Origin of the sequence: Burkholderia sp. KCJ3K979 (assembly GCF_016759955.1) — a bacterium.
Lineage (GTDB): Bacteria > Pseudomonadota > Gammaproteobacteria > Burkholderiales > Burkholderiaceae > Burkholderia > Burkholderia orbicola.
On sequence record NZ_JACFYV010000143.1, the window covers coordinates 1 to 17,672 of the forward strand.

General features: G+C 67.9%; 16 protein-coding genes and 1 pseudogene. 6 read left to right on the top strand and 11 right to left on the bottom strand.

Annotation, left to right across the window (positions count from 1 at the left end; genetic code table 11):
• From H3O04_RS24630 to H3O04_RS24645, 4 genes are all read left to right on the top strand, one after another.
• On the top strand, window positions 1-432 hold a 432-nt coding region (locus tag H3O04_RS24630), incomplete at its 5' end, for an arylamine N-acetyltransferase family protein (RefSeq protein WP_202588623.1).
• A gap of 91 nt (window positions 433-523) precedes the next feature.
• A complete protein-coding gene (locus H3O04_RS24635) occupies window positions 524-700 on the top strand; it encodes a ribbon-helix-helix domain-containing protein (protein WP_006478745.1) in 177 nt (58 codons plus the stop codon).
• A 2-nt stretch (window positions 701-702) separates the two neighbouring features.
• Window positions 703-1,053 (top strand): VOC family protein, encoded by a 351-nt coding sequence (locus H3O04_RS24640; protein WP_124476822.1) that lies wholly within the window; start codon window positions 703-705, stop codon window positions 1,051-1,053.
• Between the two features lie 7 nt (window positions 1,054-1,060).
• Window positions 1,061-1,924, top strand: coding sequence for a class I SAM-dependent methyltransferase (locus tag H3O04_RS24645; RefSeq protein ID WP_124476821.1), 864 nt, complete (start codon window positions 1,061-1,063; stop codon window positions 1,922-1,924).
• A gap of 22 nt (window positions 1,925-1,946) precedes the next feature.
• Here the strand turns inward: H3O04_RS24645 and H3O04_RS24650 are convergent, their stop codons facing one another.
• From H3O04_RS24650 to H3O04_RS24665, 4 genes are all read right to left on the bottom strand, one after another.
• Window positions 1,947-6,788, bottom strand: a complete 4,842-nt coding sequence (locus tag H3O04_RS24650) for an NAD-glutamate dehydrogenase (RefSeq protein WP_202588624.1) — start codon at window positions 6,786-6,788, stop codon at window positions 1,947-1,949.
• A 189-nt stretch (window positions 6,789-6,977) separates the two neighbouring features.
• A complete protein-coding gene (locus H3O04_RS24655) occupies window positions 6,978-7,166 on the bottom strand; it encodes a 4-oxalocrotonate tautomerase (RefSeq protein ID WP_011547447.1) in 189 nt (62 codons plus the stop codon).
• Window positions 7,167-7,236: 70 nt separating this feature from the next.
• A complete protein-coding gene (locus H3O04_RS24660) occupies window positions 7,237-8,010 on the bottom strand; it encodes a class II aldolase/adducin family protein (protein ID WP_124547403.1) in 774 nt (257 codons plus the stop codon).
• The gene (locus H3O04_RS24665; RefSeq protein WP_202588625.1) at window positions 7,988-8,878 is read right to left on the bottom strand and encodes an urea transporter; all 891 of its coding nucleotides are present in this window, start codon (window positions 8,876-8,878) and stop codon (window positions 7,988-7,990) included. The genes H3O04_RS24660 and H3O04_RS24665 overlap by 23 nt, the downstream gene beginning before the upstream one ends.
• 364 nt (window positions 8,879-9,242) lie before the next feature.
• On the opposite strand from H3O04_RS24665, the gene H3O04_RS24670 reads away from it, so the two are divergent.
• Complete coding sequence (locus H3O04_RS24670; protein WP_124547405.1) at window positions 9,243-9,797, top strand: putative glycolipid-binding domain-containing protein; 555 nt, start codon at window positions 9,243-9,245, stop codon at window positions 9,795-9,797.
• On the opposite strand, the gene H3O04_RS24675 is transcribed toward H3O04_RS24670, so the two are convergent.
• The 5 genes from H3O04_RS24675 to H3O04_RS24695 all read right to left on the bottom strand — a co-directional run bounded on the left by H3O04_RS24675 (window position 9,758) and on the right by H3O04_RS24695 (window position 15,054).
• Entirely contained in the window at window positions 9,758-10,696 is a 939-nt protein-coding gene (locus tag H3O04_RS24675; RefSeq protein ID WP_124547406.1) for an alpha/beta fold hydrolase, read from the bottom strand. The genes H3O04_RS24670 and H3O04_RS24675 overlap by 40 nt on opposite strands.
• 4 nt (window positions 10,697-10,700) lie before the next feature.
• Window positions 10,701-11,606, bottom strand: coding sequence for a metal-dependent hydrolase (locus H3O04_RS24680; RefSeq protein ID WP_011547452.1), 906 nt, complete (start codon window positions 11,604-11,606; stop codon window positions 10,701-10,703).
• Window positions 11,603-12,532: an SDR family NAD(P)-dependent oxidoreductase gene (locus H3O04_RS24685; protein ID WP_202588626.1), complete on the bottom strand. Its 930-nt coding sequence runs from the start codon at window positions 12,530-12,532 to the stop codon at window positions 11,603-11,605. Before H3O04_RS24685 ends, H3O04_RS24680 begins: the two co-directional genes overlap by 4 nt.
• 20 nt (window positions 12,533-12,552) lie before the next feature.
• Window positions 12,553-14,136: a flavin-containing monooxygenase gene (locus tag H3O04_RS24690; RefSeq protein ID WP_202588627.1), complete on the bottom strand. Its 1,584-nt coding sequence runs from the start codon at window positions 14,134-14,136 to the stop codon at window positions 12,553-12,555.
• Window positions 14,137-14,382: 246 nt separating this feature from the next.
• The gene (locus H3O04_RS24695; RefSeq protein WP_006478756.1) at window positions 14,383-15,054 is read right to left on the bottom strand and encodes a lysoplasmalogenase; all 672 of its coding nucleotides are present in this window, start codon (window positions 15,052-15,054) and stop codon (window positions 14,383-14,385) included.
• A 365-nt stretch (window positions 15,055-15,419) separates the two neighbouring features.
• Here H3O04_RS24695 and speB point away from each other — a divergent pair, with 365 nt between their 5' ends.
• A complete protein-coding gene (gene speB, locus H3O04_RS24700) occupies window positions 15,420-16,388 on the top strand; it encodes an agmatinase (protein WP_202588628.1) in 969 nt (322 codons plus the stop codon).
• Window positions 16,389-16,467: 79 nt separating this feature from the next.
• Here speB and H3O04_RS24705 read toward each other — a convergent pair whose 3' ends face one another.
• Window positions 16,468-17,448, bottom strand: coding sequence for a sulfonate ABC transporter substrate-binding protein (locus H3O04_RS24705; RefSeq protein WP_202588629.1), 981 nt, complete (start codon window positions 17,446-17,448; stop codon window positions 16,468-16,470).
• 123 nt (window positions 17,449-17,571) lie between these two features.
• A pseudogene (locus tag H3O04_RS36245) lies at window positions 17,572-17,672 on the bottom strand (MerR family transcriptional regulator); the annotation flags it as partial.

Genomic DNA, 17,672 nt, shown 5'->3' on the forward strand with positions numbered 1-17,672 from the left:
ACCGCGCCGCTGCGCTTCGTGCCGGGCGAGCGGCAACTGACGCCGCACGGCGCGTTTCGCGTGATCGACGCGCCGGTCGACGGCGAATTCGACATGCAGTTCGAAATTCCCGACGGCTGGCAGACGACCTACCGCTTCTCGCTGAAGCCGGCCGAATGGATCGATTACGACGCCGCGAACTGGTTCACGTCGACGTATCCCGAATCGATCTTCGTGAACGACCTGATCGCGTGCCGCGTGCTGCCGGACGGCCGCGCGGCGCTGCTCAACACCGTGCTGACGCTGCGCGACGCGGCCGGGGCCGGGCGCACGGTCACGTTCGACAACGCAGCCGACTGGGCCGCGTGCCTGCGCGACACGATCGGCATCAATACGGCGGGATTCGATCTCGACGTGCTGTTCGAGCGGCTCGCGGCGCGCGCCGCAAAGTAACGCGGACGCACGACCTCCGACGGCGGCCCCTGCACCCATGCCGCCATCGTTCTCAATTGACTTTTGCTATATTGCTAGCATACTAGTATCCATGACCGACGAAGAAGTGAAGCAATTCAACGTGTACCTGCCGCTCGGCCTGATCCGGCAGGTCAAGCATCGCGCCATCGAGACGGAGCAATCGCTGTCCGCGCTGGTGGCCGATGCGTTGCGCGCGTATCTGGCCGCGCCGCCGCCGGGCGCGGGACCGTCCAACCAGGAGGAGTGAGCATGTCATCCGAACGAATCGAAGCCGTGTATCTGACCACCCACAACTGGGGCAAGTCGGCGAAATTCTTTCAGGCACTGGGCTTCAAGCTGGAATTCGAAACCGATCACCATTCGGGCCAGTTGCGCAGCGGCGATGGTCCGTTCCTGTTCATCGCCGAAGTGCCGCCGAGCGAAAAGCCCGACATGCAGGTCGTGCTCAAGGTGGCCGACGAGCAGGCGGTGCAGCCCCAGCCGATCGTCGACGTCGTCACGCCGTTCGAGGACACGCACTGGGGCACGCGCGACATGACCGTGCGCGATCCGGACGGCCGCGTGTGGCGCCTGCAGGCGCCGGGCAAGCAGGGCGCGTGAGGTCGACATGACGGATAACCGCGAAGACGATGCGCCCGACAGCACGGCCGCACGCGTCGCGCTGTGGCGCGCGTTGCACGTCGAGCTCGACGCCCCGCCGCATGTGCTCGCAGACGAAATCGGGCTGCAATTGCTCGCGCCCGAACCCGGCTGGCAGCAGCGCGGCGACATGGACCCGCAGTTCACGCGGCCGTTTCGCGCGTCGATCGTCGCGCGGGCGCGCTTCATCGAGGATCTCGTGACCGAGCAGGCCGCGCGCGGCGTGCGACAGTACGTGATCCTGGGCGCGGGGCTCGACAGCTTCGTGCAGCGCCGGCCGGAGATGGCATCGTGCGTGACCGTGTTCGAAATCGACCAGCCGGCGCCGCAGCGCTGGAAACAACGCCGCCTGGTCGAACTCGGCTACGGCGTGCCCGACTGGCTGCGTTTCGTGCCGGTCGATTTCGAGGCGAAGCAGTCGTGGCGCGACGCGCTCGTCGGCGCGGGCTTCGATGCCGGCCAGCCGGCGGTCGTGGTGTCCACCGGCGTCAGCATGTACCTGACGCGCGAAGCGAATGCGGCCGCGCTGCGCGAAGTGGCGTCGCTCGCGCCGGGGTCGACGTTCGCGATGACGTTCCTGTGGCCGCTGGAGAACGCGGCTCCGGACGTGCGCCCGGGGCTGGAAATGGCCGCGAAGGGCGCGCGGGCGAGCGGCACGCCGTTCATCAGCTTCTTCATGCCGGACCAGATCCGGGCGCTTGCCCTGGAGGCCGGCTTTGCGAAGGTCGAACACGTGTCGGCCGCCGAGCTGACGCGCCGTTATTTCGCCGATCGCACGGACGGCCTGCGGCCGCCGAACCACGCGGAAGAGTTGCTGGTCGCGACGGTCTGAGCCGTCGCTACCGTCATGCTCGTCACGCCCGTTCGAGCACGGCCATTTCCCGCACGACCACGAGCAGCACCGCGAGGCTCGCGCCGCCGGATGCGTGCAGATCCGCGAGCAGGTGCTCGTAGCGCGCGAGCGCGGCCTCGCGGCGCGCGCGCCACGCGCCGACGATCGTGTCCGGCGTGGTCGAATCCGGCGATTCCGCGAGCGCGCTGGTCGCGAGCGTGCGCTTGAGCCGAGCGACTTCCGCAAGTGCGGCGGCGCGCGCGAGCATGTCCCAGTGCGTCGGCGTCGGCAGGTTCGCCGCGCGTTCGCCGATCCAGCCGTAATTGAGCAGCGTGCCGAGCGAGAAATAGACGCCGGCGACGAGTTCGAGGCTGCGGTTGCAGGTCGCCGCCACTTCGGCGATGTCGAGCAGCGCGGCCGAGATGTCGCCGCTCGCGACGCGTACCGCGAGCGCGCTGTCGACGCCGGCGTCGACTAGCACGCGCTGCCGCTCGGACAGCGCTTCCAGATCGTCGGCCGGCAGCAGCGACGGCAGTTGCGGCGCGATCCGCTGCACTGCGTCGCGGCAACGCGCGATCAATCCGGCGACGCCGCCGTCGGCCACCGCGCCCGACTGCAGATGCCGCAGGAACCATAGCGCCGCGCGCTCCAGCAGCCGCGCGACATCGACGAACATGCGCGCCTGCACGTCATCGGCGACGCGGTTGTCGAGCGCGTCGATATCGCGCCACACCGCATCGAGGTCGAATACGTCGCGCGCCATGATGCAGGCGCGCACGATGTCGCCCGGCTTCGCGTCGGTTTCCTCCATCAGCCGGTGCACGAATGCGCAGCCGACGCGGTTCACGAGCGCGTTGGTCAGGTGCGTCGCGAGAATCTCGCGGCGCAGCGGATGGCGGCGCATCGGCTCGCTGAAGCGCTGTTGCAGCGGCTTCGGGAAGTAGTCGACGAGCATCGCGGCGACGAGCGGGTCCTCGGGCACGTCGGATTCGAGCAGCGCATCGTAGAGCCACATCTTGCTGTACGCGAGCAGCACCGCGCGCTCCGGCGACGTGAGGCCGAGCTTCGCGGCCTGCCGCTCGGCGACTTCGTCGTCGGTCGGCAGGAATTCGATCACGCGGTTCAGGCGGCCCGCGCGTTCGAGCCAGCGCATCAGCCGCGCCTCGGCGTCGAGCAGCTCGACCGCGTAGCGGCCCGCGATCGACAGCGCCTGCGTCTGGTAGTAGTTGTCGCGCAGCACGAGCAGGCCGACTTCGTCGGTCATTTCAGCGAGCAGCGCGTTGCGCTGCTTCTCGGTCATCTCGCCGTCGGACACGACGAGCCCGAGCAGGATCTTGATGTTGACTTCGTGATCCGAACAATCGACGCCGGCCGAGTTGTCGATCGCATCGGTATTGATGCGGCCGCCGCGCTGCGCGAACTCGATGCGGCCGAACTGCGTGCAGCCGAGATTGCCGCCTTCGCCGACCACCTTGCAGCGCAGGTCCGCACCGTTCACGCGCACCGCGTCGTTCGCGCGGTCGCCGACCTGTGCGTGGGTTTCGCGCGCCGCCTTCACGTAGGTGCCGATGCCGCCGTTGTACAGCAGGTCGACCGGCGCCTGCAGGATCGCGCGGATCAGCTCGGTCGGCGGCAGCGCGTGCGCGTCGATGCCGAGCGCGGCCTGCACCGCCGGCGACAGCGGGATCGTCTTCGCGGTGCGCGGATACACGCCGCCGCCCGCCGAGATCACCGACGTATCGTAGTCGGCCCAGCTCGAGCGCTCGAGCGCGAACATGCGCTGGCGTTCCGCGAAGCTCGTCGCCGGATCGGGGTTCGGGTCGAGGAACACGTGCCGGTGATCGAACGCGGCGACGAGCCGGATATGCGGCGACAGCAGCATTCCGTTGCCGAACACGTCGCCCGACATGTCGCCGACGCCGACCACGGTGAAGTCGGTGGCCTGCGTGTCGATGCCCATTTCGCGGAAGTGCCGCTTCACCGATTCCCATGCACCGCGCGCGGTGATCGCCATCTTCTTGTGGTCGTAGCCGACCGAGCCGCCGGACGCGAACGCGTCGTCGAGCCAGAAGCCGTATTCGTGCGAAATCGCGTTCGCATAGTCGGAGAAGGTGGCCGTGCCCTTGTCGGCGGCGACGACGAGATACGGATCGTCGGGGTCGTGGCGCACCACGTCGGGCGGCGGCACGATCGCGTTGCCGGCGAGGTTGTCGGTGAGGTCGAGCAGCCCGCGCAGGAACGTCTGGTAGCACGCGATGCCTTCGCGCATCCACGCTTCGCGATCGCTCTGCGGCGGCGGGTTCTTCACGACGAAGCCGCCTTTCGAGCCGACCGGCACGATCACGACGTTCTTCACCATCTGCGCCTTCATCAGCCCGAGCACCTCGGTGCGGAAATCCTCGCGGCGATCCGACCAGCGCAGGCCGCCGCGCGCGACGCGCCCGCCGCGCAGGTGCACGCCCTCGACCCGCGGCGAGTACACCCAGATCTCGAACATCGGCTTCGGTTCGGGCAGGCCGGGCACCTTCGCCGGGTTGAACTTGAACGACAGGTACGGTTTCGGCTCGCCGTTCGCGTCGGCGAGGAAGTAGTTCGTGCGCTCGGTCGCGTTGATCACGCCGAGGAACTGGCGCAGGATGCGGTCCTCGTCGAGGTTCGGCACCTGGTCGAGCGCGCCTTCGATCGCCTTCAGCAGGCGTTCGGCCTGCACGTCGCGCGTGTCGCCGATGCGCGGGTCGAAGCGCAGCAGGAACAGCTCGACGAGTTGGCGCGCGATCGCCGGATTGCCGGTCAGCGCGCGTTCGATATATGCGTCGCTGAAGGTCGAGCCGACCTGCCGCAGGTATTTCGCATACGCGCGCAGGATCGTCACTTCGCGTGCGCTCAGGTGCGCACGCAGCACGAGGCGGTTGAAGTCGTCGTTCTCGATCCGGCCGCTCCAGATCCGGTCGAACGCATCCTCGAACAGGCCTTTCACGCGCTCGATGTCGAACTCGGTATCGTCCGCGAGCTCGAGGCCGAAATCGTGTATCCACGCATGCGCGCCGTCCTGCGTCTGAATCCGGTATGGCCGCTCCTCGTCGACGCGCACGCCGAGATGTTCGAGCATCGGCAGGCTGCGCGACAGCGCGATCGGGTCGCCCGCGCGATAGACCTTGAAGCGGAATGCGCGCGGCCCGGCCTCGATCGGCCGGTACAGGTTCATCGCGAGCTGGCCCGAGTCCTTCACGCGCTCGATCAGCTCGATGTCGCGCACGGCCGTGCGCGCCGGATAGTCGTCGCGATAGCCGGCCGGGAACGACTCGGCATAGCGTTGCAGCAGGCGGTTGCCTTGCTCTTCGCCGAATGCGTCGAGCAGCGCGTCGGCGAGATCGTCCTGCCAGCGGCGCGTGACCTGCACGAGCCGCGTTTCGAGTTCGCGCGTGTCGACGTCGGGCATCGAGCCCGGTTCCGCATGCACGACGAAATGAATCCGCGCGATCGCCGATTCCGACAGCAGCGGCGTGAATTCGACGTTCACGCCGTTGTACGCGTCGACCAGCAGCTTCGCGATGCGGCGGCGCAGGTCGGTGTTGTACTTGTCGCGCGGCACGAACACGAGACACGACACGAAGCGGTCGAACCGGTCGCGCCGTACGAACAGGCGCGTGCGCTGGTGCTCCTGCAGGCGCAGGATGCCGAGCGCGATGTCGTAGAGCTGGTCTTCGTCGGCCTGGAACAGTTCGTCGCGCGGATAGGTTTCGAGCACCGTCACGAGGGACTTGCCGAGATGCCCTTTCGGCAAAAAGCCCGCGCGTCGCAGGATGTTCGCGCACTTGCGGCGCACGATCGGGATCTCGGCCGTCGACACCATGTACGCGGTCGACGTGTAGAGCCCGATGAAGCGGCGCTCGCCGGTGACCTTGCCGTCGGCGCCGACGAGTTTCACGCCGACGTAGTCGAGATAGCCGGGCCGGTGCACGGTCGCGCGCGAATTCGCCTTGGTCAGGAAGATCGGCCATGCGCCGGTGATGATGTCGGCGGCGGCCTGCGGCAGCGGCGTCACGTCGGGCGCGTCGGACGTGCGCAGCGATTCGCGCAGGATGCCGAAGCCCGAGCCCTCGATGCCGCGCAGGCCGAAGCCCGTGCCGTCCGACACGAGCGCGTAGTCGCGCTGACCGAGGAACGTGAAGTGATCGGCGGCCATCCATTCGAGGAATGCGCGCGCCTCGATGTCCTCCGCGGTCGCTTCGCGCGCCTTCATCTCCTTGATCGTCGCGCGGGCGATGTCGACGATCTTCGGCCAGTCCTCCACCGACGCGCGCACGTCGCCGAGCACGCGTGCGATGTCCTCGCGCAACGTGTCGAGCAATGTGGCATCGCCGCAGCGGTCGACTTCGAAATGGATGAACGACGCGAGTTGCGACTGGCTGTCGCCGGAGGTCGCGCCGCCGGCGTCGACTCGCTCGATGCCGCCGCCGGCGCCGCGCCAGATACGGAACACCGGATGCAGCGCCGAATGCAGCGCGAGCCCGAGACGGTTGACGGCCATCGTCACCGAGTCGACCAGGAACGGCATGTCGTCGTTGACGATCTCGATCACCGTGTGGTCGGAATGCCAGCCGTGCTGTTCGAGGATCGGGTTGTACACGCGCAGGCGTTCGCTGCCGGGCACGAATTTCTGGGCGGTCTGCCAGTGCGCCATCGCGGCGCCGTACAGGTCGGCGATGCTGCGATTCTGCAGATCGTCGGCGTCGACGAAATCGTAGTAGTGACGCAGGAAGGGTTCGACGATCCGGAACGTGGCTTCGGGCAGGCGGGCGCGCGCGAATTCGACGACATCGGAGAGCAGGTGTGCGACGACTTCCTCGTTCTTCGCTTCCATGGCGGTCTCCGTCGGGTGGCCATTGGCTGCTGCGTCTGTCCGGCATTATGCGCCGATTGCGTGACAAAGCGATGTGCGGGTGCACAAGGGCGGCGGGCGGAGAAACCCGCAGGCAGCGCCTCTCGCGGGCGCCGCGGTGCGGGGTTCAGCGCAGGGCGGACGACGCGGAAGCGGGGCGACCCGCGGTGCTCAGCCCTCGTCGCTCCACAGCTTGCCGGCGGTCGCCCAGTTCTCTTTCTTCACGTCGGTGAGGATGATGTCGACCGAGCCCGGCGCGCAGCCGAGCGTTTCGCACGTGACGCGTGTGATTGCTTCGACGAATGCGCGCTTCTGCTCGACGGTGCGGCCTTCGAACAGCTGGATATTGAAAGTCGGCATGACATAAGGCTCCGGTTGGAATGGTTTGAACGATTGACGGTGAACGATTCGGTTGGGTGCGGAGGCAACGTCAGTCGCGATACGACGGATCGATCCGGTCGAGCCGGCGCAGCAGCGCCGGCCATTCCAGTTCGCCTTCGATCGCGCCGCCGTCGCGCAGTTGTGCGGCGGTGCGCTCGGCGATGGCCGGCGCCGGCAGCACGAGCGGTCCGCCGCCGGCCTGCGCGCGCACCTGGATGTCGCACGCCTTGATCAGCGTATCCATCAGCACATACGCCTCCGCGACGGTCCGGCCGACCGTCAGCGTGCCGTGGTTGCGCAGCAGCATCGCGGATTTCGCGCCGAGGTTCGCGGTCAGCCGCGCGCCCTCGGCCGGCGAGAACGCGAGTGCTTCGTAGTCGTGGTACGCGAGGTCGCCATGAAAGCGCAGCGCATGCTGCGACGCCGGCAGCAGCCCGTCGCGCTGGATCGACACGGCGATACCGGCCGTATTGTGCAGGTGCATCACGCAGACCGCGTCGGCGCGTGCGGCGTGCACGGCCGCATGCAGTGCGAAGCCGGTCACGTTGACCGCGTGCTCGCCGGCGCCGATCCGGTTGCCGGCCAGGTCGATCTTCACGAGGTTCGACGCGCGAACCTCGTCGAACGTGAGGCCGAACGGGTTGATCAGGAAGTGGCCGGGTTCGCCCGGCACGGTCGCGGACAAATGCGTGTAGATCAGGTCGTCCCAGCCGTTCAGCGCGACGAGCCGGTACGCGGCCGCGAGGTCGACCCGCAGCTTGCGTTCGGCGTCCGAGATCGGGCCGCCGGGCTTCACGGCATCAGGACGGTGTGCGAATGACATCGGGTTCTCCAAGGGTGAGGCGGCGCGTGACGGCTACGGTCGCCCACGACGCGAGCGCGAACGGGGCCGTGAACACGGGGATGCCCGCGCGCATCGCGAGCCACTGGAGTAGCGCGGCGAGGGCGGCGGCCGCGAGCGCCGCACGCGGGCCGCGCGGCATCAGCGCGAGCGCGGCGAGCGCACCGTTGAAACCGAGCAGGCCGTCGGCGAACGATGCGCCACTCGCGCCAAGCGCGACCAGCAGCACGGTCGATACGAGCGCGCCGCCAAGCGCGAACACGGCCGCGCGGCGCGACGCGACGGCGAGGCCGGCGACGACCAGCGCGCCGGCCCACGCGCCGTGCGCGAAGGTGGTTTGAGCGACGCCCGACAATAGCGCGGCGGCCGAGGAATCGAACGTCAGCAGCGCGTCGGCGCTCGCGCCGTCCGCATGCTGCAATGCGACAAACGGCAGCCACAGCGCGGTGACGGCCAGGCACGGGCTCGAATACGGGCACTGACGCCAGCGGGCGAGCGGCTTGCGCATCGCGCGTTGCGCGAGCGCCGCGCCAATCGCGACCAAGGGCACCAGCGCGACGGCGGCGAGAGGACGGGGCGCGACCAGCACGGCGATCAGCGCGGCCAGCGCGCCGTTGAAACCGTGCAGCCCCTGTTCGAGGTCGCGGCGTTCGGCGCCGGTCAGCACGGCCGTCATGCTGGCGGCGGCCGAGCCGACCAGCGCCGCGCACGCGAGCCGCAGGTCGGTCAGCGCCAGCGCGACGAGCAGCAGCGCGCCGGTGAGCGCATTCGCCTGCAGCACGACCTGCCCGATGCCGCGCAACAGGATGCGCAGGTCGATCGGCTGCGAGGCGGGGCGGGCGGTAGGCATGATGGCGGCGGAACAGGATGAGCCGCGAGCATAGGACACTCCGCGATGCACCGGAATAGGGAATTATGGATAGTCAGGATTTGAGGTGGATGCCTTGAAACGGGGCATCGAGAGGCGCGGTGCGCATACTTGGGGATGTTTTGTTGGCGTTTTCGCGAGATTCCGACGATTCGATATCAAATTTGCGCCATCGCTATTGTTTTCGCGTGCCCGCTGGGGCTGCGGCCAAGGGGGTGATCCATGCGCGTCAGTTTCAACGCTCTAGCGACCGGGCCGCCGAGCTGGACTCAATCGACTGTGACATTCCGGATAGCGATGATTTATGTGACGATGCCCCGACACGGGATACCAAGGAGGTGGAACGATGCGTGAGGTGCGGTGGGCGTCGCTCGAAGGCGACGGGGTCGAACATCTGACGTTCGACCGGAGTGGCGGCGCGATCGTCGTCGAAAGCGCCGTGGTCGGCCAGCGGTACGGCCGCGCGTACGGGCTTGCGTATCGCGTCGAGTGCGATCCGCAGTGGCGGGTGAAGTACGCGGTGCTCAAGGTGATGGGCGGCGGCACGCTCGAGCTGCACGGCGACGGGGCCGGGCACTGGCGCGACGGTTCAGGCCGCGAACTGCACGAGCTGGACGGCTGCATCGACATTGACATTGCCGCGACGCCGTTTACGAATTCGCTGCCGATCGGCCGCCTCGGGCTCGCGCGCGGCGAGCGGCGGCCGATCGACGTCGCGTACATCTCGACGCCGGACCTGACGGTCACGCCGGTCAAGCAGGCTTATGCGTGCATCGAACCGGGCCGCCGCTACCGCTACGAAGGGATCTTCCGGAATTTCACCGCGGAGATGGACATCGACGACGACGGGCTCGTCGTCGACTACGAAACGCTGTTCAAGCGCCTGCCGCCGCTGCGCTGAACTGCGGCGCCCGTTCGCGCGGCCGCCGCCGCCGCCGGTACTGCCGCGACCGCGGGCCGCTCGTGCGCGGACGCGAACCGGTCGATCCGCGACGCGATCAGGTCGGGATGGCGCAGCACGATCCAGTGCGTGCCATCGATTTCCTCGCGCACGTGGTCACCGAGCCAGCGGTCGAGGTCGACCGACATCTCGGGGGTCACGTAGCGGTCGCGTACCGGGACGAGGATCTGCACCGGCGCCTGCGCGTACCGTTCACGCGGCTTGCGGGCTCGCGCGAGAAAGTTCGCGCGGTACATCTGCATCCCGTTCAACGCATTCTTCAGTTGCACGGGATCGCGCTCGGCCCGCACGCGTTCGGTGATCTGCAGCCAGCGCGGCCACAGCGCGGCCCCGCCGAGCCGCCATACCAGCGACGGCACGACCGGCAGATGGAAGAACCCGATGTACCACGACTTCAGGCTCTGCTTGAGCCGCAGCTTCGCGCGGAACACGTGATCGAGGCACGGGCCCGAGATCGACGTGTACGACGCGATGCGGCCGCGCAACGCCGGGTCGGTCACGGCCTCCCAGCACTGGATCGAGCCCCAGTCGTGGCCGACGAGGTGGAACGGCCGGCCGCCGCAGGTCGCGTCGGCCACTGCCTTCAGGTCGCCGGCGAGCCGCTCGAGCGTGTAGTCGGCGCGGCGGCGCGGCGCATCGGATGCGCCGGCGCCGCGCACGTCGTACGCGATCACGCGGTAGCGCTTCGCGAGCCGCGCGCGGATCGGCGCCCACACGGCCGCCGAGTCGGGATAGCCGTGCACGAGGATCAGCGGCGGCGCGCGGCGCGACCCGCTTACGTAGACGGCGAGTTTCACGTCGCCGGACTGGACGGTCAGCATCTCGTGTGCGCGCGCCATCGCATCATGCCTGCGCAACCGAATGCAGCGGCACGCGGCGCGGGGCGGCTTGCGCCGCATAGCGCGCGTTGGTCGCGTCGATGTTCTCGAGCAGCGTGTCGAGCTCCTGCAGATATTGATGGTTGTCGTGATCCCACGGGTGGAAGCCCGGACGGAAGTAGTCGAGCCATTCGCGCGCGATGCTCGGGAACACCCCGTTCTTCGGGCTGTACAGATACTTCACGAGGCGCCACATGCCGCCGAACTTGCCGTGTTCTCGACGGTGCGCGCGCATCAGCCGCACGTGGAAGTCGAACACGATGGCCCAGAAGAACACGGTCGTCGTCAGCATCGTGCCGGTGCGCAGCAGGTAGCTGCCGAGGCCCGGCTTCATCACGGTGCGCCACACGTCGTAGGACACCGCCTTGTGCTCGGTTTCCTCCATCGCATGCCACATCCACATCTGCTGGTAGCCTTCGACCGAGCCGTCGATCCGGTGTTCGTGGCCCGACAGCAACTGGTTCGCGAGGATCGCCGTGTAGTGCTCGAGCGCGATCGTGATCGCCAGCTGCATCGAGTGCGGCAGCACCTTCTTGAACCAGCCGAGGATCGTCCACAGGCGCTTGTCGAGCTTGTGCGCGGGCAGGCCCGACGCCTGCAGCAGGTCGTTGTACTCGATGTGCTCGCGCGTGTGCATCGCTTCCTGCCCGATGAAGCCGATCACCTGCTTCTTCAGCTCGGGGTCCTCGATCCGGTCGCGGTAGTTGCGCACCGAATCCATGAAGAAGCGTTCGCCGGCCGGGAACAGCAGTGACAGCGCATTCATGAAGTGCGTGACCGGCACGCCCTGCACGTGCCAGTCCTTCGCGCGTTCGGGGGGCAGCGCGAAACGGATGTCGCGCCGCACGGGCATCATGTTCGGTGTCATCATGATTGTTCTCCCTGATTGCCTGCATTGTTGTAGGTGGCGTGCGCCGGTGCGGGCGTCGGCGTGCCGCGTGCGGCACGGCGGGCCTTCGCGGCCTCGCGGCGGGTCGCGAGCACGACGAGCGCCTGGTAGGCGGCCGGCAGGATGCGCGCCATCCAGTCCGCGCCTTTCGCGTCGCGGCCGATCAGCACGCGGCGCTTGTTCTTGCGCACGCCGGCGAGGATCGTGCGTGCGGCGTCGTCGGCGGTCGTGATGAAGAACTTCTCGAAGCTGTCCTTGCCTTGCTGTTCGCTCTCGACGATGAAGCCGACCATGTTCTTCGCGACGCGGCTCGACTGCGCGATGTTCGTGCGGATGCCGCCCGGATGCACGCAGGTGGCCGACACGCCGCACTTCATCATGTCCAGCTCCTGGCGCAGCGATTCGGTGAAGCCGCGCACCGCGAACTTGGTCGCGTTGTAGCCGCTCATGCCCGGCTGCGCGAAGATCCCGAAGATGCTCGACGTGTTGATCACGTGGCCGTCGCCCGATGCCTTCAGGTGCGGCAGGAACGCCTTCGTGCCGTGCACGACGCCCCAGAAGTTGATGTTCACGATCCACTCGAGATCGCTGTATTCCATCCCTTCGATCGTGCTCGACAGCGCGACGCCCGCATTGTTGAAGATCAGGTTGACCTTGCCGTGCTCTTTCGCGGTGTCGTCGGCCCACGCGAACATCGCATCGCGATCGCCGACGTCGAGGACGCGCGTCGACACGCGCACGTTCGGCGCGATCGCGCGGACGATCCGTTCGGTTTCGGCGAGGCCGACGCCGTTCTTGTCGGCGAGCGACACGTGGCAGCCGGCCTGCGCGAGCTGGATCGCGAGCGCGCGGCCCATGCCCGAGCCGGCACCCGTGATCGCGGCGACCTTGTTGGTGAAATCTCTCATGTCGTGGCTCCTTGTCTGGCTCAGGCCGCTTCGGCGGACGTGGAAGCGGAAGCGGCCGGCGCGGCGGCGGGCCGCGCGGCCGTGTCGTGCTGCGGCGCTCGATACGCGTGGTAATCGGCGATCGAGAAGTGCGCGGTCGCCTGGCGGAAGCGCCAGGTGAAGCCCGGCCACAGCGTCGTGTTCTTGCCGGTGCGCGGGTCGAGGTACCAGCTCTTGCAGCCGCCCGTCGACCAGATCGCCTTCTTGAGCTTGCCCTGCAGGTCGCTGTTGAACTGCGCCTCGACGAGCGGGCGCACCTCGATCGCCTCCGCGCGCTCGCGGCGCATCGCCTGCAGCGCGCCGAGGATGTATTCGATCTGCGACTCGATCATGAACACCATCGAGTTGTGGCCGAGGCCCGTGTTCGGGCCGACGATCATGAAGAAGTTCGGGTAGCCGGGCAGCGTCGTGCCGAGATACGCGTGCGCGCCGTCGCGCCACGCATCGACGATGTCGAGGCCGCCGCGGCCGATGATCGCGCCGCGCGGATACGGGTCGGCCACCTGGAAGCCGGTGCCGTAGATCAGGCAGTCGGCTTCATGGCGCTTGCCGTCGGTCGTCACGACCGCGTCGGCTTCGATATGGTCGATGCCGGTCGTGATCACGTCGACGTTCTTGCGCGACAGCGCCGGGTAGTAGTCGTTCGAGATCAGCACGCGCTTGCAGCCGAGCGTGTAGTTCGGCGTGACCACCTTGCGCAGCTCCGGGTCGGGAATCTGCTTGCGGATGTGGCGCAGCGCGAGCTTCTGTACGTTTTTCATCAGCGACGGATGGATCGCGAAGCCGAGCACGCGCGATTCGAGCATCCAATAGATACCGCTGCGCACCACCTTCTGCGTGAACGGCAGCGTGCGGAACAGCCATTTCTCGAAGCCGCTCAGGTTGCGGTCGGGCTTCGGCATGATCCACGGCGGCGTGCGCTGGAACAGTGCGAGTTCCTTCACGCGCGGCGCGATCTGCGGCACGAACTGGATCGCGCTCGCGCCAGTGCCGATCACCGCGACGCGCTTGCCTTCGAGCGGGTAGTCGTGATCCCACTGCTGCGAATGGAACGCACGGCCCTGGAAGGTTTCGACGCCGGGAATCGCCGGCAGCGCGGCGCGCGACAGGCCGCCCATCCCCGACACCAGCACGCGCGCGGACAGCCGCTTGCCGTTCGCGAACGTGAGGCGCCAGCGTTGCACGGCTTCGTCGTACTCGGCGCGCTGCAGTTCGTGATTCAGCCGCAGGTGCGGGCCGACGCCGAAGCGCTGCACGCAGTCTTCGAGATATGCGCGGATCTCCGGCTGCGGCGCGAACATGCGCGTCCAGCGCGGGTTCGGCGCGAACGAGAACGAATAGACGTGCGATTGCACGTCGCATGCACACCCGGGGTAATGATTGTCGCGCCACGTGCCGCCGACCGACGCGGCCTTCTCGAGGACGACGAAGTCGGTCACGCCTGTCTGTTTCAGGCGGATCGCCATCCCGAGGCCGGCGAAGCCGGTGCCGATGATGGCGATGTCGATGGTTTCGTCCAGGCCGTCATGGCCGGGTGGACCGAAAGGCAACGTGCGAGCATTCATCCGGGTGTCTCCGATTTGGCTCATTTTTGAATGTTACATTGTTTGATGTAACGATAGTGGGTGAACCCGGAAATCGCAAGAGGCTAGAAGCGGCGCTCTAAGGGCCGGAAGCCAGGCGGGAAAAGGCTGAGCGGGGTTTGGAACGGAGCAGTTTCCGCAATGCGGGATGGCCGGAAAAGGCCGTCGGCAGGGCGAGACGGAAAAGAAACGGGACCGCCGGCGCACGACGGTCCGTTTGAAACGGTATCAGGGACGGATCGATCGGGCGGCCGTCTCATGGAAAACCCCGGCCACGATCGTGACCTGCGCGAGCGCGTAGAGGCCCCAGATCAGATAGTCGATGCCCGGAAAGCCGCCAAGGAAGCGGCCGACGCCGATCAGCGTGTCGGAGCCGACGAAGATCAGGCTGCCGACGGCGACCAGCGGGCCGCGCGTGCGGGCGGCGAGCGCGAAGCTCGCCATCACGCACAGCACGAGCATGTAGACGGCGACCGGCGCCAGCAGCTCGCCGAGGTGCGGGAAGAATGCCGCGTAGAACGCCGGCGCGGCGATCCACAGCCCGACGAGCGCAACGATGCGCCAGCCGTGCGGCCGCGCGCGCCACCGGAAGAAGATCGCGCAATAACACAGGTGCGTGAGCAGGAACGCGCCGAGGCCGAGGACGAACGACAGCGGCCAGTCGGGCAGCGCGAGCAGTACGTCGCCGAGCACGGCGGTCGCGAGCGCCGCGCATAGCCACGCGCGTTCGCGCGGCGCGCCGCAGGTGCTGCCCGCCGCGAGCAGCAGGATGCCCATCGCGGCTTTCGCGGCAGCCTGACCCGGATAGGGGGCGGCGGCGAGCGACAGTCCGTACAGCAACGCCGCGGCGATGGCGAGCGGCCAGAGCCGGCGGTAGGTGGCGGGAAGCGTGGCGATCAAGGCGGGTGTCTCCGGGTTGTCGTCGTCTGCGGTGAGCGGCCGGCAGCGGACGGCGCGCCGTCGAGGGCGCGGCTGCCGGCCATTATCCGGAAGAACGGATGCGCGAAAACCGGCGAATCCTTCTAGGAAACGACGGCGACGAGCCGCGATGCCGCCGCTGGTTTTTCCGCGCGTTGCCCCGGCTGAACCGGGGCAACGGCTGCGATTCGGCTTGCTATGATCGCCGCGGTATTGCCGTTGTCGATGTCCCGCCTGGCCGCGCGACCGGATGCGCGAGCCGGGGCGTGCCGATGAATCCATGCCGTGCCCGGCCCGCGCGCTGATGCGAAGGGCGGCGCCGGCTCCCCACGAAAACAGGTCCGACCATGACCGAACTTCTCCACGGCGACGGCGCGATCCGTCGCACGACGCCGTACGGTTCCTCGATCGAAAACACCTATGCGGGCGTGCTGTCGTTCATGCGCCGCAATTACTCGCGCGCGCTCGACGGCGTCGACGTCGCGATCTCCGGCGTGCCGCTCGATCTCGCGACGACCTATCGTTCCGGCGCGCGGCTCGGGCCGGCCGCGATCCGCGCGGCGAGCGTGCAGCTCGCGGAGCTCCATCCGTATCCGTGGGGCTTCGATCCGTTCGACGATCTCGCGGCCGTCGACTACGGCGACTGCTGGTTCGACGCGCACAATCCGCTGTCGATCAAGCCGGCGATCGTCGAGCATGCGCGCACGATCCTGCGCTCGGGCGCGAAGATGCTGACGCTCGGCGGCGATCACTACATCACGTATCCGTTGCTGGTCGCGCACGCGGAGCGCTACGGCAAGCCGCTGTCGCTGATTCACTTCGACGCGCATTGCGATACGTGGGCCGACGACGATCCGGACAGCCTCAATCACGGGACGATGTTCTACAAGGCCGTGAAGGAAGGGCTGATCGATCCCGCGACGTCGGTGCAGGTCGGCATCCGCACGTGGAACGACGACTTTCTCGGGATCGAGCGGCTCGATGCCGCGTGGGTGCATGACCATGGTGCGCGGGCGGCGGTCGAGCGGATCGTCGAGATCGTCGGCGCGCGGCCTGCGTATCTGACCTTCGATATCGATTGCCTCGATCCGGCGTTCGCGCCGGGAACGGGGACGCCGGTGGCGGGCGGCTTGTCGTCAGCGCAGGCGCTGGCGATCGTGCGCTCGCTCGGGGCGGTGAATCTGGTCGGAGCGGATGTGGTGGAGGTGGCGCCCGCGTACGATCATGCGGACATCACGGCGATCGTGGCCGCGCATGTCGCTTGCGATCTGCTGTGTCTGTGGCGGCAGAAGAAGGTGGCGAACGCGTTGCGTTGAGGGCGTGCCGCGCGGGACATGAAAGCGGCCGGCGGGGCATCGCGCCCGGCCGGCCCGCTGAGGGAGGGTGCCGCGCGTATTACTTCGCCGCCAGCGCACTCGCGACGTTCTTGTCGACCCAGGCGTTGTCGGCCACGCTCAGCTTCTGCGGAATCAGCTTCGCCGCGTAGAACGCATCGGCCACACCTTGCTGCGCGGCGACGATGCGCTCGTCGAGCGGCACCGCGCCGAACGGCACGCGCTTGATCCACGTTTCGACGAGCGCCTGCGGCAACCCGACCTTCGGCGCCAGCAGCGCGGCCGTGTCGGCCGGATGCCCGTTGACCCACTGGCCCGTTTCGCGTGCCTGTTTCAGGATCGCGCCGACCACGTCGGGATGCTGTTGCGCGAAACTCCGCGTCGCCTCGTAGAAATTGTTGGTCGCCGCGAGCCCCGTGTAGTCGGACAGCGTGCGCACCTTCAGCGCGCTCTGCGCGGCCGCGTAGTACGGGTCCCAAACCGCCCACGCATCGACGTTGCCGCTTTCGAACGCGGCGCGCGCGTCGGCCGGCGGGAGATAGACCGGCTGGATTTCGTCATAGCGCACGCCGGCCTTCTTCAGCGCCTCGAGCAGCAGGTAGTTCGCGCTCGAGCCTTTCTGCAGCGCGACCTTCTTGCCGCGCAGGCCGGCCACCGTCCGGATCGGCGAATCGGCCTTCACGAACACGGCTTCGTTGTGCGGCGCCGGCGGTTCCGCGCCGACATAGACGAACTGCACGCCGGCCGCCTGCGCGAACACGGGCGGCGGCGCGCCCGTGTAGCCGAAGTCGATGCTGTTCGCGTTCAGTGCTTCGAGCAGTTGCGGGCCGGCCGGGAATTCGAACCACTGGACGCCATAGCCGAGCGGCTTGAGCCGCGCTTCGAGCGCGCCTTGCGCCTTGACGATCGACAGCAGGCCGGCCTTTTGATAACCGATGCGCACGATCTTGTCGGCGCCGCCTTGCGCGAACGCCGACGCGGCGGACAAGGCGACCAGCGAGACGGCGGCGGCGCGGGTGAACCAGCGGGTGAAACGCATCATCGAATGAACTCCATGCGAGGCATCTTCGGAGAGCGGCCGGTGCCGCTCGGTTGGAAGAATCGTCGCATGGGCGATCGTGCCCGCAAACGAAGCATTGCCGATATGGATATGACGGCGTCGGCCCTATGCTTTGTCGTCGTGGCCTGCCGGATCGGACGTATCCGGCGCGCCGGACTGCCGCGCGGCTTCGTCGCTGAGCTTCTTGTCGAGGATCGTCGCGACCC